At 71.2% G+C, this 22561-nt stretch carries 21 protein-coding genes; 11 read left to right on the forward strand and 10 right to left on the reverse strand.

Annotation, left to right across the window (positions count from 1 at the left end; all coding sequences use genetic code 11):
* Window positions 1-85: 85 nt before the first annotated feature.
* Window positions 86-751: an NADPH-dependent F420 reductase gene (locus tag ABEA10_RS34915; protein ID WP_425551005.1), complete on the reverse strand. Its 666-nt coding sequence runs from the start codon at window positions 749-751 to the stop codon at window positions 86-88.
* Window positions 752-848: 97 nt separating this feature from the next.
* Here ABEA10_RS34915 and ABEA10_RS34920 point away from each other — a divergent pair, with 97 nt between their 5' ends.
* Together ABEA10_RS34920 and ABEA10_RS34925 are read left to right on the forward strand one after the other, a co-directional pair.
* Complete coding sequence (locus tag ABEA10_RS34920; protein ID WP_345471316.1) at window positions 849-1226, forward strand: winged helix-turn-helix transcriptional regulator; 378 nt, start codon at window positions 849-851, stop codon at window positions 1224-1226.
* A 4-nt stretch (window positions 1227-1230) separates the two neighbouring features.
* A complete protein-coding gene (locus ABEA10_RS34925) occupies window positions 1231-1791 on the forward strand; it encodes a hypothetical protein (protein ID WP_345471318.1) in 561 nt (186 codons plus the stop codon).
* Here the strand turns inward: ABEA10_RS34925 and ABEA10_RS34930 are convergent.
* Window positions 1784-2725 carry an RDD family protein gene (locus ABEA10_RS34930; protein WP_345471320.1) on the reverse strand — a complete coding sequence of 314 codons (942 nt, stop codon included), beginning with the start codon at window positions 2723-2725 and terminating at the stop codon, window positions 1784-1786. The genes ABEA10_RS34925 and ABEA10_RS34930 overlap by 8 nt on opposite strands.
* A gap of 74 nt (window positions 2726-2799) precedes the next feature.
* On the opposite strand from ABEA10_RS34930, the gene ABEA10_RS34935 reads away from it, so the two are divergent.
* The 3 genes from ABEA10_RS34935 to ABEA10_RS34945 all read left to right on the forward strand — a co-directional run bounded on the left by ABEA10_RS34935 (window position 2800) and on the right by ABEA10_RS34945 (window position 4992).
* Window positions 2800-3798 carry a stage II sporulation protein M gene (locus tag ABEA10_RS34935; protein ID WP_345471322.1) on the forward strand — a complete coding sequence of 333 codons (999 nt, stop codon included), beginning with the start codon at window positions 2800-2802 and terminating at the stop codon, window positions 3796-3798.
* A 190-nt stretch (window positions 3799-3988) separates the two neighbouring features.
* Window positions 3989-4525 carry a thioredoxin domain-containing protein gene (locus ABEA10_RS34940; RefSeq protein ID WP_345471323.1) on the forward strand — a complete coding sequence of 179 codons (537 nt, stop codon included), beginning with the start codon at window positions 3989-3991 and terminating at the stop codon, window positions 4523-4525.
* Window positions 4516-4992 (forward strand): hypothetical protein, encoded by a 477-nt coding sequence (locus tag ABEA10_RS34945; RefSeq protein ID WP_345471324.1) that lies wholly within the window; start codon window positions 4516-4518, stop codon window positions 4990-4992. The genes ABEA10_RS34940 and ABEA10_RS34945 overlap by 10 nt, the downstream gene beginning before the upstream one ends.
* An 8-nt stretch (window positions 4993-5000) precedes the next feature.
* Here ABEA10_RS34945 and ABEA10_RS34950 read toward each other — a convergent pair whose 3' ends face one another.
* From ABEA10_RS34950 to ABEA10_RS34970, 5 genes are all read right to left on the reverse strand, one after another.
* On the reverse strand, window positions 5001-6293 hold the full coding sequence (locus tag ABEA10_RS34950; protein WP_329251544.1) for a DUF58 domain-containing protein: 1293 nt from the start codon (window positions 6291-6293) through the stop codon (window positions 5001-5003).
* Between the two features lie 10 nt (window positions 6294-6303).
* Complete coding sequence (locus tag ABEA10_RS34955) at window positions 6304-7230, reverse strand: AAA family ATPase (protein WP_329262163.1); 927 nt, start codon at window positions 7228-7230, stop codon at window positions 6304-6306.
* A gap of 74 nt (window positions 7231-7304) precedes the next feature.
* Window positions 7305-8492, reverse strand: a complete 1188-nt coding sequence (locus ABEA10_RS34960) for a DUF4350 domain-containing protein (protein WP_345471327.1) — start codon at window positions 8490-8492, stop codon at window positions 7305-7307.
* Window positions 8489-9187, reverse strand: coding sequence for a DUF4129 domain-containing protein (locus ABEA10_RS34965; protein WP_345471329.1), 699 nt, complete (start codon window positions 9185-9187; stop codon window positions 8489-8491). The genes ABEA10_RS34960 and ABEA10_RS34965 overlap by 4 nt, the downstream gene beginning before the upstream one ends.
* Window positions 9136-10410, reverse strand: a complete 1275-nt coding sequence (locus tag ABEA10_RS34970; RefSeq protein ID WP_345471331.1) for a DUF7847 domain-containing protein — start codon at window positions 10408-10410, stop codon at window positions 9136-9138. The genes ABEA10_RS34965 and ABEA10_RS34970 overlap by 52 nt, the downstream gene beginning before the upstream one ends.
* A gap of 331 nt (window positions 10411-10741) precedes the next feature.
* On the opposite strand from ABEA10_RS34970, the gene mtrA reads away from it, so the two are divergent.
* The 3 genes from mtrA to ABEA10_RS34985 are packed head-to-tail and all read left to right on the forward strand — an operon-like array spanning window position 10742 to window position 14794.
* On the forward strand, window positions 10742-11419 hold the full coding sequence (mtrA, locus tag ABEA10_RS34975; protein ID WP_285579099.1) for an MtrAB system response regulator MtrA: 678 nt from the start codon (window positions 10742-10744) through the stop codon (window positions 11417-11419).
* Window positions 11420-11426: 7 nt separating this feature from the next.
* Complete coding sequence (gene mtrB / locus ABEA10_RS34980; RefSeq protein ID WP_345471333.1) at window positions 11427-13055, forward strand: MtrAB system histidine kinase MtrB; 1629 nt, start codon at window positions 11427-11429, stop codon at window positions 13053-13055.
* Entirely contained in the window at window positions 13052-14794 is a 1743-nt protein-coding gene (locus tag ABEA10_RS34985) for an LpqB family beta-propeller domain-containing protein (RefSeq protein ID WP_345471335.1), read from the forward strand. Before mtrB ends, ABEA10_RS34985 begins: the two co-directional genes overlap by 4 nt.
* Here the strand turns inward: ABEA10_RS34985 and ABEA10_RS34990 are convergent.
* Window positions 14782-15735, reverse strand: coding sequence for a ComF family protein (locus ABEA10_RS34990; RefSeq protein WP_345471337.1), 954 nt, complete (start codon window positions 15733-15735; stop codon window positions 14782-14784). The two genes, ABEA10_RS34985 and ABEA10_RS34990, sit on opposite strands and share 13 nt — an antisense overlap.
* Before the next feature lie 633 nt (window positions 15736-16368).
* Between ABEA10_RS34990 and hpf the strand changes: the two genes are divergently transcribed.
* Window positions 16369-17037 carry a ribosome hibernation-promoting factor, HPF/YfiA family gene (gene hpf / locus ABEA10_RS34995; RefSeq protein WP_345471339.1) on the forward strand — a complete coding sequence of 223 codons (669 nt, stop codon included), beginning with the start codon at window positions 16369-16371 and terminating at the stop codon, window positions 17035-17037.
* A gap of 149 nt (window positions 17038-17186) precedes the next feature.
* Window positions 17187-17888, forward strand: a complete 702-nt coding sequence (locus ABEA10_RS35000; RefSeq protein WP_329251566.1) for a response regulator transcription factor — start codon at window positions 17187-17189, stop codon at window positions 17886-17888.
* A gap of 21 nt (window positions 17889-17909) precedes the next feature.
* On the opposite strand, the gene ABEA10_RS35005 is transcribed toward ABEA10_RS35000, so the two are convergent.
* Both ABEA10_RS35005 and ABEA10_RS35010 read right to left on the reverse strand, forming a co-directional pair.
* Entirely contained in the window at window positions 17910-19118 is a 1209-nt protein-coding gene (locus tag ABEA10_RS35005; RefSeq protein ID WP_345471342.1) for a winged helix-turn-helix domain-containing protein, read from the reverse strand.
* Between the two features lie 43 nt (window positions 19119-19161).
* Entirely contained in the window at window positions 19162-19470 is a 309-nt protein-coding gene (locus ABEA10_RS35010; protein WP_345471344.1) for an HGxxPAAW family protein, read from the reverse strand.
* Between the two features lie 258 nt (window positions 19471-19728).
* Here ABEA10_RS35010 and secA point away from each other — a divergent pair, with 258 nt between their 5' ends.
* Window positions 19729-22545, forward strand: coding sequence for a preprotein translocase subunit SecA (gene secA / locus ABEA10_RS35015; protein ID WP_345471346.1), 2817 nt, complete (start codon window positions 19729-19731; stop codon window positions 22543-22545).
* Window positions 22546-22561 lie beyond the last annotated feature (16 nt).

A 22561-nucleotide genomic window follows, 5' to 3' on the forward strand; every position in this document is an offset into this window, starting at 1 on the left:
AACGGCCAACCCGCCCACTCCGAACGCCTCACCCCAGAACTGATCATCCGCGCCTCCACGGACCCCACACAACGTTCCGGCACCATCACCGGACTCCATCCGGATGGCTGAGAGATTCGCCGGGCGAGGGCACATGCGGTACGGCGGAGCCCGGGTCGTGGCCGGCGAAGGCCAGACCGATGACGAACCCCGCGACCTCCTCCAGCTGGCGGGCGCGGTCCAGCGGCCCCAGCACGGCCGGTGCGCCGCCGACCGCGCGTACGAGATCGCCGACGACCTCCAGCGCCGCCGCGTCGTCGCCGCACATCGCCACGGTGACGGCCGCTTCGCCCGGTCTCGTCCACTGGTCGGAGGGGAAGAGATGGAAGGCCTTGACGACGTGCGCCCCCGGCGCCAGCCCGGCGATCCGCTCCGCCATCGAGTCGTCGTGCCCGGTGAGGAGCACGCCGACGCCGTGCTCGACGGGGTTCGTGGGATCGATGAGCGGTGTGCCCGCCAGCGAGCCGCCGTCGGCGCCCGCCGCGCGCAGCACATCCTCGACGCCGTCCCATGTCACGGCGAGCAGCACCGCGTCCCGCCCGGTGACCACCTCCCGCGGCTCGGCCGCGCGTACGCCCTGGCCCACCCGATCGGCGAGGTCCCGCGCCCTGGCGTACGACCGCCCGCCGACCACGATCTCGTGTCCCGCTCGTGCCCAGCCCTCGCCCAGCGCCGCGGCGAGGGTTCCCGTCCCCAGGATTCCGATCCGCATCGTCGTTTCCTTCCTGTTTTCGACCTCGGGCGGCCACAGTAGGAAAGGCGCCGCGCACCGAGCGGTGTGTATCGCGTGCGCGACGATGGTGAGTGAGATGAGCGAAGCCCACTGCTACGAGCTGGTCGCCGACTGCCGCCTGCGGGCGGCCACCGATCTGTTCGCCCATACATGGGACCCCGTCGTCCTGGCGGCCCTCCAGGGCGGGCAGCGCCGGCGCCGCGAGCTGCGGGCCGCGATCGGCGGCATCAGCGACAAGGTCCTGACCGACACGTTGCACCGCCTGTCCGCCAACGGCCTGATCGAACGCCACACCTATGCCGAGGCCCCGCCGCGCGTCGAGTACGGCCTGACCGCCCTCGGACAGAGCCTGGTCGAGGGCCCGATGAGGGCGCTCGCGCGCTGGGTGAACGAGCACGGTGACGAACTCGCCGACGCCCAGGAACGCGCCGTACGGACACTGCCCATAGATTGAAGCCATGCCGCGCGGGACGTACGTTCATGACTCGCAGGTCGAGGAGAGGTTCTCCTGCGCTCCGGACGGAGGGGGCTGGCGCTACACCGCCGAGCGCTCCGACGGCGGCACCGTCGAGCTGGTCGCCGACGGGCACTGGCGGCCCGCCCGCCTCCAGGTGACCTCAGGCGAGCACGTGCTGCGCGGCGGCGCGGCAGGGGCCGAGCTGCTGTGGGTCACCGGAGGACGGGAGAGGTCGGCGCGTGCCGCCGGGTTCGTCGGTGAGTCTCCGGGGCTGCTCGTCGCCGTCGCCCGCTCGCTCGGCCTGGCCGAGGGCGAGCGAGCCGACGTGCGCCTCCTGGCGCTCACCGAGCCCGCGCTCGCGGTCCGTACGGTGCCGCAGCGCTGGGCGCTCACCGAGATCACCTGGCACGAGGCCGACGAGGCGCGGCTGCCGGTCGAACGCTATGAGATCACCGATCTGGAGACCGGGGAGATCTCGGAGTGTCACCTCGCCGGCGACGTCGTCGTGGCCGCCTCCGGGATCGAGCTGACCGGCCTGGACGACCCGCCGAACTTCACCTGACCCACTGCCCGGGCGGCAGGAACCGCGGCGCCGCCCCGGGGACCGCGCCGAGCCACTCGGGACCCGGCACCGGGCCCGGGCCGTACGAGGGCGGCGGTGGCGGGGGCCCGCCCACCGGGATCGCCTGGGGCAGGGGCACGACCGGCGCCCCGCGGCGGTTGATCGCCTCGCGCCGGGCGGCGCGTTCGGCCAGCCGGATCTCCTCCCGGCGCCGGCGCTCGGCCAGGACCGCCGACAGGTAGATCTCCGGCCGGAAGCCCGGGGGCGGGGGCGGGCTGACGTAACGCAGGATCTCCGCCATGAGCCGCTCGCCCATCGCGTCGCGGACGCGGGGCGCCAGCTCCCAGAAGCGCGTGAGGTACTGCCGTGCGGCCATCGCCACGTTGTCCGGCAGCATGGCGAGCTCCAGCGACCGGGCCCACGGCGCGAGCGGCGGCGGCATCATGGCGACCGGCCCGAGGAAGACGTTGACCGGCACCCGGTCCTGAATGACGATCGTGCCCGCGAACAGGTCGCCGAGCCGCTTGCCGCGCTGGTTGAGCAGCGACGTGATGAGCGCGGGCGAGCCGAGCAGCGACCAGATCTCCAGGAACCCGGCCAGCGCGCGCACGAGGGCCTGCCGGAACCGCTCAGGGCCACCGTCGTCGCCGACGACCCGCAACCCGACCGCGAGCTTGCCCAGAGTGCGCCCGCGCGTCAGCGTCTCTGTGATCGTCGGATAGCCCACGAGCACGCCGACCATGAACACGATCGCCAGCCCCGCCGTCACGGCCGAGTCGAGCACCGTCGCCGACAGGCCGACGAAGATGAAGCAGATGTAGAGAATGAAGATCTGCAGCAATATGTCGACGAACAGGGCCAGGGCGCGACTGGCCAGCCGCGCCACCCGGATGTCGAGTGCGACGGCCTCGCCGGTCACCAGTTCGATCGGCACGCGCCCTCCGGTCGGGAGTCTTTGAGAGACTGGTGGGGAATCCCCAAGAGTCTTTGAGAGTAGTCTGCCCGTTTGTGGACGTCGATGCTTTCGTGGCCGCGCACAACGCCGAGTGGCGGCGCCTGGAGCAACTGGTCAACCGGGGCTCGAGGAAGCTGAGCGGCGCGGAGATCGACGAGCTGGTCGAGCTGTACCAGCGGGCCGCGACCCACCTGTCGGTCGTACGCTCCAGCTCGCCGGAGCCCGCGCTGGTCGGCCGCCTGTCGTCGCTGGTGGCCCGGGGCCGCGCGGCGGTGACCGGTGCGCACGCGCCGATGTGGCGCGACGTCGCCCGCTTCCTCACCGTCTCCTTCCCGGCCACCGCGTACCGGATGCGGTGGTGGTGGCTCGGTGCGGCGGTCATCTCCAACATCGTGTCGGTGGTCATCGCCATCTGGGTGGCCCGCAATCCGGACGTGCAGGCGTCACTGCTGTCACCGGCGCAGATCCGCGAGCTCGTCGACCACGACTTCGCGAACTACTACACCGACCACGCGGCGGGCGCGTTCGCCTTCCACGTGTGGGTGAACAACGTGTGGGTCTCGGCCCAGGCGCTGATCTTCGGCATCCTGCTCGGCATTCCGACGATCTTCGCCCTGTGGGCCAACCAGCTGAACCTCGGCGTCTCGGCCGGCCTGATGTTCGCCCACGGCAAGGGCGCGATCTTCTTCGGCCTGATCCTGCCGCACGGCATGCTGGAACTCACGGCCGTGTACCTCGCCGCGGCGGCGGGCCTGCGCCTCGGCTGGACGATCATCGACCCGGGCCACCGCCGCCGCAGCCACGCCCTGGCCGAAGAGGGCCGCGCGGCGACGAGCATCGCCGTGGGGCTGATCATCGTGCTGGCGGTGTCGGGCGCGATCGAGGGCTTCGTGACGGGTCACGTGAACACCACGTGGCTGCGCATCGCCATCGGCGTGGTCGCCGAGGCCGCCTTCCTGACATACGTGATCGTCTTCGGCCGCCGCGCCACACGCGAGGGCGACATCGGCGACATGGAAGCCGTCCCCGACGCGGCCCCCGTCGCCGCCTGACGCAAGTTCGTCGACAACCCGCGACGAGAGTGGCGCGTCTCACGTACGCATAAGGCACGGCGGCGGTCTCGAACCTTGCCGCGGCTGTGCCCACGCACCTGAGCCGGCCGGCGATGAGTCATCCCACCGCCGACCACGCCTCGCCCTCACTCGACTCACCCATGACGCGGGATCAGGAGTTTCGCCCCTCATGCTGCCCAAGAAGCAGTTCCTCCTTACCTTCGTGCTCTTCGCCGCCACGGCCTGCGGTACCACCAGCGCGGCCGATCCGGCTCCGACCGGTACGGCAGCGGCGCCCGGCTCCGTGGCCGCCACCCCCACACCGACGCCGGAGGCCTTGCCGGACGGGTACGACCCGGCTCGGAACCCGAAGTCGGACATCGCCGCCGCGCTCGCGAAGGCGAAGGTGGACAAGCGACCGGTGTTGCTCGACTTCGGTGCGGACTGGTGCCCCGACTGTGTGGTGCTCGATGAAACGGTCCGTACCAGGCGGGTCCGCCCGATCATCGGCCGCTTTCACGTCGTGGCGATCGACGTCGGTCGATTCGACCGGCATCTCGACCTGGCGAGGAAGTACCACCTGAACCTGCGGACGAGCGGCATTCCCGCGCTGGTCGTCCTGACACGCACCGGCAAGATACGCACCGTGACCAACGACGGGTCGTTCGCGAACGCTCGTTCGATGACACCCGCTCAGGTCGCCGCCTTTCTCAAGCGGTGGCAGTGAGACCGGCACGACTCCTCTGGGCGATACCGCTCCTGCTCACCGGCTGTGTTCACTCGCAGGCCCGGCCGGTCACCGCGAGGTTCACCGAGAGCGGCGTCGAGGTGACGATCACTGTGACGGCAGAGGCGGTGCGAGCCGCCTACCGGCCGACGCGGGCCGGATTCCACGTCTACAGCGTGGACCTGCCGGAGGGCGGCGTCCGGGGATTGGGCATTCCGACACGGCTGAGCGTGCGAGGGGGGCTCACGGCGACCGGACGGGCCACCGCGGACAAGCCCGTACGGCCGCTGGACCTACCGTCTCTCGGGGTGACGCTCCGCGTCTATCCGGACGGGCCCGTCACGGTCCTTCTGCCGGTCCGGCGCACCGGGCGTACCGCCGACATCGTGGTCTCGTACGGCGCGTGCAGTAGTGGAACCTGCCTGGCACCGGTCACCGACCACGTGACCACCGTGGCCCTTGGCTGAGGGGCCGGTCAGAGGCGGCCGGCGGCCTTCAGGGACAGGTACGCGTCGGCCAGGGCCGGGGCGATCTCCTCCGGTGGGGCGTCGACGACCTCCACGCCGTACTTGCGCAGCTCCGCCGTCACGCGGCTGCGGTCGGCGCGGGCGCGTTCGGCGGCGGCGGCGTCGTACACCGCGCTCGCGTCGCCGCGGGCCGCGGCCATCTCGCTCACCCGCGGGTCGCTCACCGCGGCGACCATCACCAGGTGCTTGGCGGTGAGCTGCGGCAGCAGCGGCAGCAGGCCCTCCTCCATCGCCGCGGCGTTGAGGTCGGTCAGCAGTACCACGAGGCAGCGCTGCCGTACGCGGGCCAGCAGCGTCGAGACCATGCCCGCGGCGTCCGCCTCGATGAGCTCCGGCTCCAGCGGGGCCATGGCGCGGACCATCGCGGGCAGCAGGTTCGTGCGTGTGCTGCCCTCCACCCGGGCGCGGACCTGCCGGTCGTAGGCCAGCAGGTCCACCCGGTCGCCCGCCCGCGAGGCGAGCGCGCCGAGCAGCAGGGCGGCGTCCATCGAGCAGTCGAGCCGCGGGATGTCGCCGACCCGGCCCGCGGCCGTACGGCCGGTGTCCAGGACCAGGTAGATGCGGCGGTCGCGTTCGGGCCGCCACGTGCGGACCACGACGTCGCTCCGCCGCGCCGTCGCCCGCCAGTCGATGGACCGTACGTCGTCGCCGTCCACGTACTCCCGCAGCGAGTCGAACTCCGTGCCCTGCCCGCGGATGAGCGCGACGTGCTGGCCGGTCAGCTCCCGCAGGCGGGAGAGCTTGGCCGGCAGGTGCCGCCGCGAGGGGAAGGCCGGCAGGACGCGTACGGTCCAGGGCGCCTGCCGGGAGAGCTGGCGGGCCGCCAGCCGCAGCGGCCCGTACGACCGGATCGTCACCGAGACGGCCCGACGGTCGCCCCGGCGCGTGGGGACGAGGCGCATGTCGAGACGGCGGCGCTCGCCCGGCGGCACCGACAGGCGGGCCGAGCGCGGCGTCGCGCCGGCGCTGGGCGGCCAGGCGTCGCGCACCTCCGCGCGCAGCCGTCGGGTACCGGGGTTCTCCACGATGAGGGAGACCGAGGCCTCCTCGCCGAGCCGGACGTTCGTGTCACCGGAGCGGTGCAGGCCGAGCGCGCGGACGTTGCCCGCCAGCGCCAGGTCGGCCGCGATCAGGGCCACGATCAGGGCGTTCACCAGGAGCAGCGTCCACCAGCTCGGCACGATGACCATCACCGCCGCGCCGAGCAGCGCCAGGAGACCGGTACGGCCGGTCAGCGCCATGCCGCGCTCCTCAACGGGGCGCGGGGACGGTGGTGAGCACGCCGTCGAGCACGCCGTCGGTCGTCGCGCCCTCCAGCTCGGCCTCGGGCCGCAGCTGCACGCGGTGGCGGAGCGTCGGCCGGGCGAGGGCCTTCACGTCGTCCGGGCGCACGTAGTCGCGGCCCGACAGCCACGCCCACGCCCGTGCCGTCGCGAGCAGCGCGGTCGCGCCACGGGGGGAGACGCCGAGCTGGAGTGAGGGCGACTGCCGCGTGGCCCGGCACAGGTCGACGACGTAACCGCTGACCTTCGGGTCGACCCGGATGCGGCGTACGGCGTCGCGCCCGGCCGCCAGGTCGGCCGGTCCGGCGACCGGCTTGATCCCGGCCGCGTCCAGGTCGCGCGGGTCGAACCCGGAGGCGTGCCGCTGGAGTACGGCGATCTCCTCCTCCCGCGAGGGCACCGGCACGGTCAGCTTCAGCAGGAACCGGTCGAGCTGCGCCTCGGGCAGCGGATAGGTGCCCTCGTACTCGATCGGGTTCTGCGTGGCGCACACCACGAACGGGTCGGGCAGCGGGCGCGGCACGCCCTCCACCGACACCTGCCGCTCCTCCATCGACTCCAGCAGCGACGCCTGGGTCTTGGGCGGCGTGCGGTTGATCTCGTCGGCGAGCAGGAGGTTGGTGAAGACCGGCCCCTCGCGGAACTCGAACTCCGAGGTCCGGTTGTCGTACACGAGTGAGCCCGTGACGTCGCCCGGCATCAGGTCGGGGGTGAACTGCACGCGCTTGAAGTCGAGCCTCAGCGCCTGCGCCAGAGTGCGGATGAGCAGTGTCTTGGCGACGCCCGGCACGCCTTCGAGGAGCACGTGCCCGCGGCACAGCAGGGCGATGACCAGGCCGGTCACCACGGCGTCCTGCCCGACGACGGCCTTGGCGACCTCACCGCGCAGCGCCATCAGCGCGGCACGGGTGTCCTGCGCCGGAACGTCGTCCGACGGCTCGACGCCGTAGATGTCAGATCCCTGTTCCGTCACGCGCTGCGAACCTGCCTTTCGAGTTCGTCGAGGTAGCCGGAGAGCCGGACCAGCTCGACGTCGTCCATTGGTGGAGGACCGTACAGCGCCGCGCCGATGGCGGCGTGCGGCTCTCCCGTGTGCGCCGCGATGCCGGCGATGATCTCGTTCGCCATGGCCGGGTCGGAGGCGGCGCTCTTCGGCATGCCGAGTAGGGCGGTGAGGCGTTCGAGCGCCCCGGCGCGCAGCGCCAGGGCCGCGCGGTCGCCGGCCCCGCGCGAGCGGTACAGCCGGGCACGTCCCTCGACCGCCTCCGCGGAGCGCACCACCACGGGCAGCGGCTCGACCACCACCGGGCCCAGCCGGCGTGCCCGCCACAGCGCGACCAGCACCACCGCGATCACCGCCTGCAGCACCGCGAGCTTCACGCCGAACGGGACCAGCTCGGTGAACGACTTCTGCCCGCCGGCGCCGGGCGGCGGCGGGGCCGGCAGCAGCCAGACGACGTTCGAGCGGGAGCCGAGGAGGTTCATGCCGAGCGCGGCGCCGCCGTCGTCGGTGAGGCGCTCGTTGGTGAACGGCGTGCCCGAACCGAACACCGTGACGTTCGCGCCGTTCACCGGCAGTTGGACGAGGCCGGGCCGCCCGTCCCCGATGTAGCACTTCGTCGCACCGGCGGGGGCCCGGTAGACCTGACCGCCGATGAGGCCGATCGAGCCGGCGTTCGCCGCGGCGGGCAGCGAGCAGCCGGGGGAGATCGTGCCGGAGGTGACGCCGTCGGGCTCGACGCCGGGGGCGAGCTCGTCCAGCGTGTCGCCGGTCGGCTCCAGCAGCAGCCGGTCGCCGGGCAGGGCGCGCAGGGTGGCCAGGTCGGTGGAGGTCAGCCGGTCCGACCGCGCGATCACCAGGAGCGTGTCGGGGTTGGTGCTCATCGCGCCGGCCGCCGCGGACACGCTGCGCGCCACGGTCACCAGGGTGCCGTGCTGCCGGGTGATCTCGACCAGCGCGCGGGTGCCCTGCTGCCCCGGCGACTCGGGGTCGAGGTACTCCGCGCGGACCGTCGGCCGCAGCGCGGCGAGCACCACGCCGATGACGGCCAGCGCCAGCAGAACGATGAGGACGCCGCGCGAGCGCCGCCAGCGCCGGCGCGCGACCTGGCGTGCGGTCTCGGGCGCGGCCGGGGGCGCCGCCTGGACCGCGGTCACGTGGTCCCTCCGGAGACGAGCGGGGCCGGGCGCGCGGCGCGCAGGCGCCGGTCGAGCTCGGTGAGGCGCCCGTACGCCTCGGCGTCGCCTTGGCGCCCGCCGTACCAGACGTCGTCGAAGATCCGTACGCCGGCGGCGAGCTCCTCGGCGTGGTCGGGCAGCGCGGCGCCCGCCTCGGCGGCCAGCTCGTCGGCGGTACGGCCGGGGCGGGGTTCGACGATGACGCGTTCTTCGAGGTCGCGAGCGATGGCGCGCAGGCGTTCGCGGATGGCCTCGGGCCACTCGCCGGCCGCCGCGTGGCGTTCGGCGGCGGTGCGGTGGTCCTCGGCGGTCGTGTGCGCGTCGTCGAGCAGGCTCGTGCGTTCGGCCGCGCTGCGGCGCACGTTGCCGAGGCGCCACCACACGGCGGCGGCCACGATGATCAGCAGCACCACCAGCACGACCAGCGCCGTCCAGCCCCAGCCGCCGCCGGCGTGCTCGCCCGGCGTATGGCCGAACAGGCTGTTCAGCCAGTCACTGATCTTGTTCAGGATCCGGTCGAGGAACGACGGCTTGTCACGCTGGTAGATCGGCTTCTGCAGCTCGCGGCGGGCGAGCTCGCGCGCCGCGTCGCGGCCGACGGGCGGTGCGGGGGCGTTGAAGATCACCGTGGCCACCCCGGCGGGGGAGGCGGAGGCGGCGCGGGCGCCGTCCACGGGACGGGGGTACGTCGTACCTTCGGCTGTGGGCCGGAGCCCGCGGCGGTGAGCGGTCCGGGCAGCCACGCGGCGAGCGGGTCGTCCGGCGGTCGCATCTGCAGCTCCAGGTCGAACGCCTCACGCCGCATGCGGCGGTCGGCGTACACGATGGCGATCACTCCGGCGTTGAACGGGTTGACCAGCGTGCCGGCGACGATGCGGCCGACCGCGCTCACGGCCAGCAGGGCGACCAGGAGCCCGCCGCTCGGATTGGGATGGACGTTCGCCACGATCTCCACGACGACGGTGAACGGCCCCGGAATGACGACGAACTCGGCCAGCACCGTGATCACCAGGGCGAGGAACAGGACGCCGAAGGTGCGCCACCAGCGCCCGCGCACCATCTCCGCGGACCGGCGCAGCGAGGCGATCACCCCACGGTGCTCCATCACGAGGATGGGCGTGCTGAAGGCGAGCCAGATGTACGCCATCACCATCGCCACGAAGGCGAGCGGTGCCCCGAGGATCCAGGTCACGGCCTGGACGCCGACGGGGGCGTCGACCGCCACCGCGGCGATCATCGGGGTGAGCGGGATCGCCAGCGCCAGGAACACCGCGACGAGGACCGCCGTGGCCGCACCGAACAGGCGCCCCAGGCAGGGCCGTACGGCACGCCAGGCGTGGACGAGCGAGGTCGGGCGGCCCAGCAGCGTCCGTGCCATCACCGGCGCGAGCAGCCCGGAGAGCAGCAGCACGACGTACGCGGTGAGGAGCAGGCTGCCGGCGGAGATGACGAACGCCCAGCCCACCGACTTTTCGACGGCGCCCGGTGTGATCTCGGTACGGGCCTGCGAGCCGATGAGGAAGTACTGGGCGAGCGTGACGACGACCTCGACGACGGTCGTCATCACCGCGGACATGCCCAGCGTGGCGCGGGGGTTGCGGCGGATGTAGGTGACCGCTCCGTCGAGGATCTCCGAGACGCCGAGCGGGCGCAGCGGGATCTCGGTCTCCAGCTCGGGCTCGTCGGCGGCCGGCTCGGGCACGGGGGGCGCGGGCCGGTCGGACGGGGGCCTGTCGGCGCCCGGCGTCGCCCAGACCCCGTCGGACGGAGGTGCGTCGGCGCCCGGTGTCACCCGGGCCTCGTCGGACGGAGGCGTGTCGGAGCCCGGTGTCGCGCGGGCCTCGTCGGACGGAGGCGCGCCGGAGCCCGGTGTCCCCCAGGCCCGCGGGTCGGTCACGCTGCCCCCTCCGTACTGTCCCCTGGCGATACGGGGTGTCCCCTGTCGATACGGGCCATCCTGCCACGCGGAAGAGGGCCGCGTGATCGCGTGAGAGGACTCCCTGAAATCAGGTATCAATGGGGCAAAATAGGGACGCGGAACCACTGCGCCGGATCGATCCCCCCGAGAGACCCGCGGTGGAGCCGTCCGACAGCGACCAATCCCCACCAGGTCGGGAGAGCCGGTAATGGCGATCGTCACCGCGCGAGGGGTCGCCATATGGGGGATCAGAGGTAACCTTGGCCTGCTTGGGGGGACCCACCTCTTACAACTCCGGCGATGAGGGTACATGAAAGGACGCGTGCTGGTCGTCGATGACGACCTGGCTCTGGCCGAGATGCTCGGCATCGTGCTTCGGGGAGAGGGCTTTGAGCCGTCATTCGTGCACGACGGTGACAAGGCGCTCGAGGCGTTCCGGGAGACCCGTCCCGATCTCGTGCTGCTCGACCTCATGCTTCCCGGCATCGACGGCATCGACGTGTGCCGCCAGATCCGGGCCGAGGCCGGGGTGCCGATCGTGATGCTGACCGCCAAGAGCGACACGGTCGATGTCGTTCTGGGCCTCGAATCGGGTGCCGACGACTACATCGTCAAGCCGTTCAAGCCCAAGGAGCTGGTGGCGCGCGTCCGCGCCCGGCTCCGCCGTACCGACGACCCGACGCCCGAGCTGCTGCAGATCGGCGACATCGCGATCGACGTGGCCGGTCACTCGGTCAAGCGGGGCGACCGGCACATCCCGCTCACACCGCTGGAGTTCGACCTGCTGGTGGCGCTCGCCCGCAAGCCGCGCCAGGTCTTCACCCGTGAGGTCCTGCTCGAGCAGGTCTGGGGCTACCGCCACGCGGCCGACACCCGGCTCGTCAACGTCCACGTCCAGCGGCTCCGGGCCAAGATCGAAAAGGACCCGGAGCATCCGGAGATCGTCGTCACCGTACGCGGCGTCGGCTACAAGGCCGGCCCGGCCTAGTCCGGCCGTGCGGATCCCCCTGAAGACGTCGGCCCGCCGCGGCCTGCGCGTGATCCGCCGTCTCGCTCGGGCCGCGCTGGGCGCGACGCACGCGCGCTGGCGGCGCTCGATCCGCGTGCGGGTGGTCACGACGACGCTGGTCGTCTCGGCGATCGTCGTTGCCGTGCTCGGGGTGTTCCTGATGCAGCAGATCACCAACGCCCTGCTCGAGGCCAAGGAACGCGCCGCGCTGCTCCAGCTCGACGACGGCGTGGGCATCGCCCAGGGGCAGCTCGCGACCGGGCCCAGCGACCCGGAGACGCTCAACAACGTGGTGACCACGCTCGCACGCCGCAGCGGCACGGCGGGCCTGTACGAGGTCATCCTCATCGACGACCGCGACCCGGGCATCAACGGCTTCTCCAGCAACTCGATCAAGCCCGGCAGCGTGCCCACCCGCCTGCGGCTCCAGGTCGAGCGGGCGCCGGCCAGCACGCCCTACCGCACGTACGGCCGGCTGAGCTACGACGACGGCACCTCGGCGGCCGGACTGATCGTCGGCGCCAAGGTCAACGCCTACCAGATCTACTACCTGTTCCCGCTGACCCAGGAGCGGCAGAGCCTCGTGGTCGTGCAGCGCACGCTGTTCGGCGTCGGCGCGGCCCTGATGCTGCTGCTCGCGGCGATCGCCTCCCTGGTGACTCGCCAGGTCGTCATCCCCGTGAGCCTCGCCGCCCAGTCGGCCGAACGCCTGGCCGCCGGGCGGCTCGAAGAACGCATGAAGGTCCGCGGCGAGGACGACCTCGCGCGGCTCGCGACCTCGTTCAACGACATGGCCGCGAACCTCCAGGAGAAGATCGTCCAGCTCGAGGAGCTGTCGAAGGTCCAGCGCCAGTTCGTCTCGGACGTCTCTCACGAGCTGCGGACACCGCTGACGACGATCCGGATCGCCGCCGACGTGCTCTATGAGGCACGCGAGGAGTTCGACCCGCTGACGTCGCGGTCGGCCGAGCTGCTGCAGAGCCAGCTCGAACGCTTCGAGGGCCTGCTGACCGACCTGCTGGAGATCAGCCGGTACGAGGCGGGCGCCGCCACGCTGGACGCCGAGTCGATCGACGTGCGCGAGCTGGTGCTGCGCGCGGTCGGCGACACCGAGGGCCTCGCCGAACGCAAGGGCAGCAAGATCATCCAGCAGCTCCCGGGCGAGGCGACCATGGCCGAGGTCGACCGCCGCCGCGTCGAGCGGATCCTGCGCAACCTGCTGGTCAACGCGGTCGAGCACGGTGAGGGCAAGGACATCGTGGTGAGCGTGGCGGCCGACCGCGACGCGGTGGCCATCGCGGTCCGCGACCACGGATGCGGCCTGCGGCCGGGCGAGGCCCACCTGGTCTTCGACCGCTTCTGGCGCGCCGACCCCGCCCGCGCCCGCACCACCGGTGGCACCGGCCTGGGCCTGTCGATCTCCAAGGAGGACGCCCGCCTGCACGGCGGCTGGCTCCAGGCGTGGGGTGAGCCCGACCAGGGGTCGCAGTTCCGGCTGTCGCTGCCGCGGGTGGCAGGAGCCGAGCTGCGAGGGTCGCCGCTGCCGCTCGTCCCGCCGGAGATCGAGCTCCGGCGCGCCCCGTACGCCGAACTCAAACTGGAAGCCGACGCATGAGGCGGGGGCTCGCGCTGGTGACGCTCGTGCTGTTCGCGGTCACGGGGTGCGCGGGCGTTCCCTCGGGAAGCCAGGTGGTGGGCGGCCGGGTGACGGGTCACCGGCAGCCGATCGACGATCCGTACGTCCGCGTCATCCCGGTCGGCCCCGGCCGCGACTGGGACCCCGGCAAGATCATCACAGCCTTCCAGGCCGCGTCGGGCAGCTTCGACGGCCCGAACGGCGACCACAAGGTGGCCCGGGAGTACCTGGCCTGCGGCGGATGCTGGCAGCCCGGCATCTCCACGGTGGTCTACGACCGGATCGAACAGACCTCGGTGCAGATCGGCGGCGCCCGTGCGTCCGTGACCGTGGAGGTCGACCAGCTCGGCAAGATCGGCTCGGACGGGCAGTACATCGCCGACTCGCACCGCCTGAAGGTGACGTACCAGCTCCGCCAGGACGCGCAGAAGCAGTGGCGCATCAGCTGGCTGCCGCAGGAGCTGCTGCTCAGCCGCAACGACGTGAACCGCGCCTTCCGCACGCTCGACCTGTACTTCTTCTCGCCCGACCGGCAGGTCAAGGTCCTGGTGCCGAACCCGGTGTTCATCCCGATGGTCAACCGGACGTGGCTGTCGCAGCAGCTCGTGAAGCAGCTGCTCGGCGGCCCGACGACGTGGCTGCGGGGCGCCGCCGTCCGCACCGGCTTTCCCGGCGGCACCCAGCTGCGGCGGCTGGACATCTCCGGAGGCGTGGCGACGGTCGACCTGAGCCGCCAGGCGCGCTCGGGCGACCTGCGCAACATGTCGATCCAGCTGATGTGGACGTTGCGGCAGCTGCGCGAGGTCGACCAGCTCAAGCTGGAGATCGAGGGCAAGCCGGTGGAGGTGCCCGGCGCCGGCGGGACGGTGCAGTCGGCGAGCGTCTGGGCCGGTTATGACCCGGACGGCCAGGGCGACGTGCCGCGAGGCTGGGTGCGCACCGCCGACGGACGGCTGGCCCGCCTCGACTCCTCCGTACCGCAGGTGCTGCTGCCCAAGCTGCGGGTGTCCCACCCGGCGATCTCCTACGACGCACGGCAGGTCGCCGCCGTGAGCAAGTCCGGCGACACGGTGACGGTGACGGACATGACGACCGGCGGCACCCGGGTCGTACTCCACGCCAAGCTCGCGGGCGGCCGGTTCTGCAAGCCGTCGTGGGACCTGCACGGGAACGTCTGGGCGGTCGAGTCGAACTCCCGGGGCTCCCGCCTGTGGGAGATCACCCCCGGCACGACGAAGATCGCCGTTGACGGCTGGACCCTCGCGCCGTACCCGGTCCGTGCCCTGCGCATCTCGCGCGACGGCACGCGCGCCGCCGCGATCGTGCAGATGGGCCAGGTCTCCCAGGTGCAGCTGGGCCGCGTCGACCCGGCGCCGACGGGCGGCCTGCAGGCCGAGGGCTTCATCGCGATCAACTCCGACCTGTCGGCGGCCGTGGACCTGACCTGGCGCGACGCCGACCACCTGGCGGTCATCGGCGCGACCGACGGCAACCCGTCGCCCCTGCTCTACGACGTGCCGGTCGGTGGCGGCGCCATCCAGCCGATAATGGGCCCGGGCGGCGACATGAAGGCGGTGGCCGCCTACCCGGGTGCCCCGCTGCTCGTCGCCCAGCACGTGGCGAGCCCCCAGCCCCTGGACAACGTGTGCTGGCTCAGCGACAAGTACGGCGAATGGAAGTGCTACGACCGCACCTCCGCCCCCGCCTACCCCGGCTGACACGTGTCCTCCTGAGCGGTCGCCGCCCGACAGCGCCTGACCTGCGTGTTCTCCTGCCCTTCTGGACCGTCGGGCCATCTCGACGAGTACCTCTCTCCTCGTGAGCGGCGTCGCGTGGCAGCGATCACGGCGCTCGCCTGTACTTCGGCACCGGCGGCGCGCAGGGCCCGGGCCGCTTCGGCGAGGGTCGCGCCCGTGGTGACCACGTCGTCTACGACGATCACTCGCCGGCCTCGAAGGGCCACGCGGGACTCCATGGCACCAACGAGGTTGAGGACGCGATCCGCGGCGGTCAGGCCGGCCTGGTCCGCCACGCGGCGCCGATGCCGCAGCGCCCGCACGCACACGGCCCCACCCGCAGGGCGGGCGTCGGGCGTTTCGCGTGCCGCCCGTCTCGCTGCCCGCTCTGCGGCCCCTCTTGTGGCCTGTCTCGCCGCCTCCTCGGCGATGCGCAGGGTCGGGTCGTGGCCCCGGCGCCGTACGGACGCCCTTGAGGAGGGCACAGGGACGAGGAGGAGCGGCCCGCCGGGATCGGCGGCCGTCGTCGCGGCGCGTGCCAGAGCGGCGCCCAGAGGCCGCGCCAGGCCGGATAAGCCGTGCTCTTTGTGCGCGATGATCAGTCGGCGGACCGGGCCGGCGTACGGCGCGACGGCGAAGGGCGGCGGCAGGCCCACGGGGAGGGGGCTTGGCAGGCACAGCCGCGCGGGACCGGCGAGATGGTCTTCGCAGGCGCGGCACACAAGTCCTCCGGGCTCGCCGCAGCCCGCGCACGGCTGGGGAAGGAGCAGGTCAAGAGCTGCTGCGAGAAGCCTCATGCCTCCTGAGCCTGCCGGGTCGGCTGATGGGATACCAGCCCCGTCCACACCCTGTGGAAAACTCGGCGCCTCGCGGGCGGCGGGGGAGGGCGCGCGGCGACACGCCGAAGCCGGGCGCACGGCCATCTCGTCGGATGCGGCTACCAGCGGTAGCGGTTTATCGCCTGTCCGCCCCACGGGCGTCGGACACGGTGGGCGATCGGGTGTTCGCGGCGAGCGAGATCGGCTCACGCCGTCTCAGGGCATCGCGCAGGTGGCGACGGTGGGCCGCCGGGCGGCCGTACCGCCGTCCCCGTAAGGCGTGGCGCGCCGCGCCGGCCGCCCGAAACCCCGGGTGCCGATGACTATCCGTGGTTTTTCTCGGGGCCCCCACCTGACATTCATGGCGTAAGGGGTTAGCGTTCCTGACATGACACCCGCCCGGGTCCGTGGTTGCGCCGAGTCTCAACCGGCCCGGCAAGCCGATGCCAGCCGCAGGCGAAACGGCCCACGTAAGGCGACTTCTCGTCGACCGATCACGGTGCGGCTTAGAGGTAAGACCTGCCCCGCCGGGGGATCAGATGTCCTCCGGACCGGGAGAAGGGCAGTAGTGGCGAGAGCGCTGCGAGACCCTCAGCAGGCGGATGTGGGGACGAAGACCAGGTCGGCCGGGCGGGTGTTTCCTCTACGTCACGGCAACCGACGTATGGAGACATGGAGTGTCGAGCCCGGCTGCCCCGTGCCGGGTGCTCTTGAATACCGGGAGGAGGGGGGTCCCCTATGGACATCATCGTGAAGGGGCGTCACACGGACGTCAACGATCGGTTCCGTCGTCATGTGGACACCAAACTCGCCAAGGTGGAGAAGCTGGATCCCAAGGTCATCCGTGTCGACGTGGAGGTCTCCGAAGAGCACAACCCCCGCCAGTCCGACACCCGTGAGCGGATCGAGCTCACCATCGTCTCCCGTGGCCCCGTGATCAGGGCCGAGGCCGCCGCGGACGACCGCTACGCCGCTCTCGACATGGCCCTCGGCAAGCTGGAGAACCGCCTGCGCCGCGCGTGCGACCGCCGCAAGGTCCACCACGGCACCCATGGCCGTGCCAGGCTCGCCGACGCGCTCGCGCCGGAGACCGACGCGCTCCCCCCGATCGCATCCGAACAGCCGCCGGCCCGGGCCGAGGAGCCCGCGCGCACGCCGGAGACCGACGCGTACGCCCCGCCCGAGCCCGAGGGCATCGTGCCGATCGCGATGGAGGGCGACGGTCCGGTCGTTCTGCGCGAAAAGTCGCACAAAGCGGACCCAATGACCATTGACCAGGCACTATTCGAGATGGAACTGGTCGGCCACGATTTCTATCTCTTCCGTGACAAGGAGAGCGGCCGTCCGAGTGTCGTTTACCGGCGGCGGGGCTGGGATTATGGAGTGATCCGTCTTATCGAGGAGTGACGCCGCGCTTGCGCGGCGCCACCACCTCGACCAATCTGGTCCCAGGCGGTTCCGGCGAGGGACCGCCTGGGACCACACGGTCGTATATGTCTCACCCCCGCGAAGACGCCCACGATCCCCATGGGCCGGCGCACCGTTTGGAGGAGGAGTTGAGCGAGGCTCCGCAGACTCGTGACCCCGCGGCCGGTGACCCCATCCGCGTCCTCATCGTCGACGATCACGCGCTGTTCCGCCGTGGCCTCGAGATGGTCCTCGACGACGAGGACGGCGTCGAGGTCGTCGGCCAGTGCGGTGACGGCGAGGAGGCCGTGGAACAGGTGGGTGACCTCGTTCCGGACGTCGTGCTCATGGACATCCGGATGCCGCGTCGCGGCGGCATCGAGGCGTGCACGGCCATCAAGGACCAGGTGCCCAGCGTCAAGATCGTGATGCTGACCATCAGCGACGAGGAGGAGGACCTCTTCGAGGCGATCAAGGCGGGCGCCACCGGCTACCTGCTGAAGGACGTCTCGATCGACGAGGTCGCCGACGTCGTGCGCGCGGTGCACGACGGCCAGTCGTTCATCAGCCCGTCGATGGCCTCGAAGCTGATCACCGAGTTCGCGGCCATGGCCAAGCGCGGCGACGAGCGCCAGCAGCAGGTGCCCGCGCCGAAGCTGACCGACCGCGAGATGGAGGTCCTGCGCCTGGTCGCGCGGGGGCTCGGCAACCGCGAGATCGCCAAAGAGCTGTTCATTTCGGAGAACACCGTCAAAAACCACATCCGGAACATCCTGGAGAAACTCCAGCTCCATTCCCGGATGGAGGCCGTCGTGTACGCGGTACGGGAGAAGCTGCTCGAAATCAGCTGACCCCGGCCGAGAGCCCCCGCCCTAATTCAGGGCGGCGGTCAGCGGTGCGGCGAGGGCCGGCGGGTCGATGCGTTCGACGCGGACCGCGTCGCAGCCCACCCATTCCGCCGCCTCGCGCAGCGCCTGGGCCAGGTGGGCGACCGCGCGTTCGGCCTTGCCCGGGGTGTTCGCCGCCGCCGGCTCCACGGAGGCCTTGCGGGCGATCAGCGTCGTGCCCTCACGCGCCGGGTCGACCCGGCCGATCAGATGCCCGCCCGCCAGCACGGGCATCGTGAAGTAGCCGTGCACGCGCTTCGCCTTCGGGACGTACGCCTCCAGGCGGTGGTCGAAGGCGAACATCCGCTGGGTGCGCTTGCGATCCCACACCAGCGAGTCGAATGGCGAGAGCAGCGTCGTGCGGTGGCGGCCACGCGGCACCTCGGCCAGGGCCTCCGGATGGGCCCAGGCGGTGCTCCAGCCACGAACCTCCACCGGAACCAGGCCGGTCGCCTCGATCACCCCGTCGACCTGTTCGCCCCGGACCCGGACGTAGTCGGCCAGATCCGCCCGCGTCGCGACCCCCAGGGCGCGGCCCGCACGGGCGACGAGCGTGGTGACGCACTCATCGTCCGACAGGTCCTGCTCGCGCAGCTCCGCCGGGATCGCCCGCTCCGCCAGGTCGTACACCCGGCGCCAGCCGACCCGCCGGGTGCAGACCACCTCACCGGTCGCCAGGAGGTATTCCGCGGCGATCTTGTGGTCCGTACGGTCGAACCACTCACCGCCCTTCTTCGCGCCGCCGAGGCCCGTCGCCGTCAGCGGGCCGTCGGAGCGGAGGCGCTCCAGCACCTCCTTGCACGCCTGCTCGGGCGTGCGGTGCCAGTGACGGCCCTTCCGCTGGTAGTCACGGCGCCGGAAGGCGTACAGCGGCCAGTCCTCGATCGGCAGCACGCACGCGGCGTGCGACCAGTATTCGAAGGCGGCCGTGCCGTTCCAGTAGGCGCGCTCGACGCTGGAGCGGCCGACGGCGCCCAGGCGCGCGTAGGCGACCAGCTCATGAGAGCGCGCCAGGACCGAGATGGTGTCGAGCTGAACCGCCCCGAGATGACGGAGCGTGCCGAGGGCACGCCGGGCACCGGGGTCGCCGCGCAGGCCACCGCCTCGATGTGTGCTCGCGACACGCCCGAGGAGACCTTGGGCGCGAAGTTGAATCCGGCGTGCCTGCTCGGGGGTGAGCTCTACGGGAGGCATGGCCCGATGTTACGGACCACCACCGACAGGAACGTGAGGAAGATCAGCCGTGCGGCCTGGTCGTGGCCGGGTCGGTGGCCGTCCCCGGCCCACCCACCTCGCCACGGGCGCCGGCGAGCTCGGAGTGGTGCCGTTTCTCGGCCACCTGGCGAGGACCGTCCAAGATGACGTCGTCGAAGATGTGCACGGCCGCGGCGATCAGCCCGCCGACCACGACGATCCCGACGCCGACCCAGAACAGCCACCACTTCGGGTGCGGCACCAGCGCGACGCCCCCCACGCCGAATCCGATCCAGATCACGACGACCGCCAGCCATGAGCTGGCACGGCCGGCGTGTGAGTTCTGGGCCATTCATCCCTCCCCGCGGGTCACGCGCTTTCGTTCGGTGCGGACGACCGGTCACGCGCCCGCTGCTCCAGTTTTTTACACGATCGCTTGGCACGATCATGGCGAACCCTGACCCGGTCGCGGGCATCACCGGTCTCGTGATAGTGACGGTTGTCCCGCTGTACGGTTGGACTCGCCTACGATGACACCGTACGGGTCGTGTACGCGCGCCTCCGACACGACCCCCGGCGATACCACGAACGCTGCGAGGAGCTCCCGAGAGTGCCAGTAGTCATCGACAAGATCCTTCGCGCCGGCGAAGGCAAAGTTCTGCGTAAGCTCAAGCGGATCGCCGACCAGGTCAACTCCATCGAGGAAGACTTCGTCGACATGAGCGACGCGGAGTTGCGCGCGCTCACCGACACCTACAAGGAGCGTCTCGCCGACGGCGAGTCCCTTGACGATCTGCTTCCCGAAGCGTTCGCCACGGCCCGAGAGGCCGCCAAGCGGACTTTGGGTCAGCGCCACTTCGACGTGCAGATCATGGGCGGGGCCGCGTTGCACATGGGCAACATAGCGGAGATGCGCACCGGTGAGGGCAAGACCCTGACCTGTGTCCTCCCCGCGTACCTCAACGCCCTCGCCGGCGACGGCGTGCACGTGGTCACGGTCAACGACTACCTCGCCAAGCGCGACGCCGAGTGGATGGGCCGTGTCCACCAGTTCCTCGGCCTCGAGGTCGGTGTGATCCTGGCCGACATGACGCCGGAGGACCGCCGCAAGGCGTACGCCGCCGACGTCACGTACGGCACCAACAACGAGTTCGGCTTCGACTACCTGCGCGACAACATGGCCTGGAGCCTGGATGAGTGCGTCCAGCGCGGCCACAACTTCGCGATCGTGGACGAGGTCGACTCCATCCTCATCGACGAGGCGCGTACCCCGCTCATCATCTCCGGCCCCGCCGAGCAGAACTCCCGGTGGTACGTCGAGTTCGCCAAGATCGTGCCGCGGCTCAAGCGCGCCACCGACGGGCCCGAGGGCGAGGACGGCGACTACCAGGTCGACGAGAAGAAGCGCACGGTCGGCATCCTGGAGTCCGGCGTCGAGAAGGTCGAGGACTGGCTCGGCATCGACAACCTGTACGACTCGGTCAACACGCCGCTGGTCAGCTTCCTGAACAACGCGCTGAAGGCCAAGGAGCTGTACAAGAAGGACAAGGACTACATCGTCAACGCGGGCGAGGTCCTGATCGTCGACGAGTTCACCGGGCGCATCCTGCACGGCCGTCGTTACAACGAGGGCATGCACCAGGCCATCGAGGCCAAGGAAGGCGTGGCGATCAAGGACGAGAACCAGACGCTCGCCACGATCACCCTGCAGAACTTCTTCCGCCTCTACGACAAGCTCGGTGGCATGACCGGTACCGCCCAGACCGAGGCGGCCGAGTTCAACAAGATCTACAAGCTCGGGGTCATCCCGATCCCGACGAACAAGCCGATGATCCGCAAGGACGTCCCCGACGTCGTCTACAAGACCGAGCAGGCCAAGTTCGAGGCCGTGGTCGAGGACATCAAGGAGAAGCACGACAAGGGCCAGCCGGTCCTGGTCGGCACGACCTCGGTGGAAAAGTCCGAAAAGCTCTCGCGGATGCTCAAGCGGCGCGGTGTCGCGCACGAGGTGCTGAACGCCAAGTACCACGAGAAAGAGGCGCTGATCGTCGCCGAGGCGGGCCGCAAGGGCGCCGTCACGGTCGCCACCAACATGGCCGGTCGTGGCACCGACATCATGCTCGGCGGCAACCCCGACCACATCGCCGACCAGGCGCTCCACGCCCAGGGCCTGTCCCCGCTGGAGACCCCGGAGGAGTACGAGAAGGCCTGGCCGGAGGCGATCGAGAAGGCCAAGCAGGCGGTCAAGGAGGAGCACGAGGAGGTCACCGAGCTCGGCGGCCTGTACGTCCTCGCCACCGAACGCCACGAGTCGCGGCGCATCGACAACCAGCTGCGCGGCCGTTCCGGCCGCCAGGGCGACCCGGGCGAGTCGCGGTTCTACCTCTCGCTCGAAGACGACCTGATGCGGCTGTTCAACTCCGCCCGCGTCGAGGCGATCATGACCCGCCTCAACATCCCGGACGACGTGCCGATCGAGTCGAAGATCGTCTCGAACGCCATCCGGTCCGCCCAGCACCAGGTGGAGCAGCAGAACTTCGAGATCCGCAAGAACGTCCTCAAGTACGACGAGGTCCTCAACCGCCAGCGCAAGGTCATCTACGGCGAGCGCCGTAAGGTCCTCGAGGGCGCCGACCTGCACGAGCAGATCGTCCACATGATCGACGAGGTCGTCGCGGGCTACGTCACGGCGGCCACCGCCGAGGGCTTCCCGGAGGAGTGGGACCTCGACAAGCTGTGGAAGGCGTTCAAGCAGCTCTACCCGATCTCGATCAGCTCCGACGACCTGGTCGAGGAGGCGGGCGGCGAGGCCGGCCTGACCGCCGAGCTGCTCACCGAGAAGATCACCGAGGACGCCCAGGAGGCGTACACCAAGCGCGAGGAGGAGCTCGGCGGCGAGGTCCTGCGCGAGCTGGAGCGGCGCGTCGTCCTGTCGGTCCTCGACCGCAAGTGGCGCGAGCACCTCTACGAGATGGACTACCTCCAGGAGGGCATCGGCCTGCGGGCGATGGCCCAGCGCGACCCGCTGGTCGAGTACCAGCGCGAGGGTTACGACATGTTCACCGCGATGCTGGAGGGCATCAAGGAGGAGTCGGTCGGCTACCTGTTCAACCTCGAGGTGGAGATCGCCGAGGAGGAGCAGCAGCCCGCCGTGGCGGGTGTCGGCGAGGCCCCGGTCGAGCTCGCCGACACGGCCGAGGAGGAGGAAGAAGACGACGTCCCGGAGATCGTCGCCAAGGGCCTCGACGAGGGCAGCCGGCCGCAGAGCCTGAGCTACAGCGCGCCGACGGTCGACGGTGAGGGCGGCGTCGAGACCCACACCGATGAGACCGACGACGTCTACGCCGACGTCTCGCGCAACGACCCGTGCCCGTGCGGCTCGGGCAAGAAGTTCAAGCGCTGCCACGGCGACCCGCGCAAGAACTGACGCCGGACGATAACGC

Origin of the sequence: Actinoallomurus oryzae, from assembly GCF_039541955.1 — a bacterium.
Taxonomy (GTDB): domain Bacteria; phylum Actinomycetota; class Actinomycetes; order Streptosporangiales; family Streptosporangiaceae; genus Actinoallomurus; species Actinoallomurus oryzae.

Coding starts and splice junctions, on each gene's coding strand:
- ABEA10_RS34985 (WP_345471335.1), top strand. CDS start 13,052: ATGAGGCGGGGGCTCGCGCTGGTGACGCTCGTGCTGTTCGCGGTCACG.
- ABEA10_RS35005 (WP_345471342.1), bottom strand. CDS start 19,118: ATGCCTCCCGTAGAGCTCACCCCCGAGCAGGCACGCCGGATTCAACTT.
- ABEA10_RS34950 (WP_329251544.1), bottom strand. CDS start 6,293: ATGGCGCTGACCGGCCGTACCGGTCTCCTGGCGCTGCTCGGCGCGGCG.
- ABEA10_RS34940 (WP_345471323.1), top strand. CDS start 3,989: ATGCTGCCCAAGAAGCAGTTCCTCCTTACCTTCGTGCTCTTCGCCGCC.
- hpf (WP_345471339.1), top strand. CDS start 16,369: ATGGACATCATCGTGAAGGGGCGTCACACGGACGTCAACGATCGGTTC.
- ABEA10_RS34990 (WP_345471337.1), bottom strand. CDS start 15,735: ATGGCCGTGCGCCCGGCTTCGGCGTGTCGCCGCGCGCCCTCCCCCGCC.
- ABEA10_RS34920 (WP_345471316.1), top strand. CDS start 849: ATGAGCGAAGCCCACTGCTACGAGCTGGTCGCCGACTGCCGCCTGCGG.
- ABEA10_RS34955 (WP_329262163.1), bottom strand. CDS start 7,230: ATGGCGCTGCGCGGTGAGGTCGCCAAGGCCGTCGTCGGGCAGGACGCC.
- ABEA10_RS35010 (WP_345471344.1), bottom strand. CDS start 19,470: ATGGCCCAGAACTCACACGCCGGCCGTGCCAGCTCATGGCTGGCGGTC.
- ABEA10_RS34915 (WP_425551005.1), bottom strand. CDS start 751: ATGCGGATCGGAATCCTGGGGACGGGAACCCTCGCCGCGGCGCTGGGC.
- mtrA (WP_285579099.1), top strand. CDS start 10,742: ATGAAAGGACGCGTGCTGGTCGTCGATGACGACCTGGCTCTGGCCGAG.
- ABEA10_RS34925 (WP_345471318.1), top strand. CDS start 1,231: ATGCCGCGCGGGACGTACGTTCATGACTCGCAGGTCGAGGAGAGGTTC.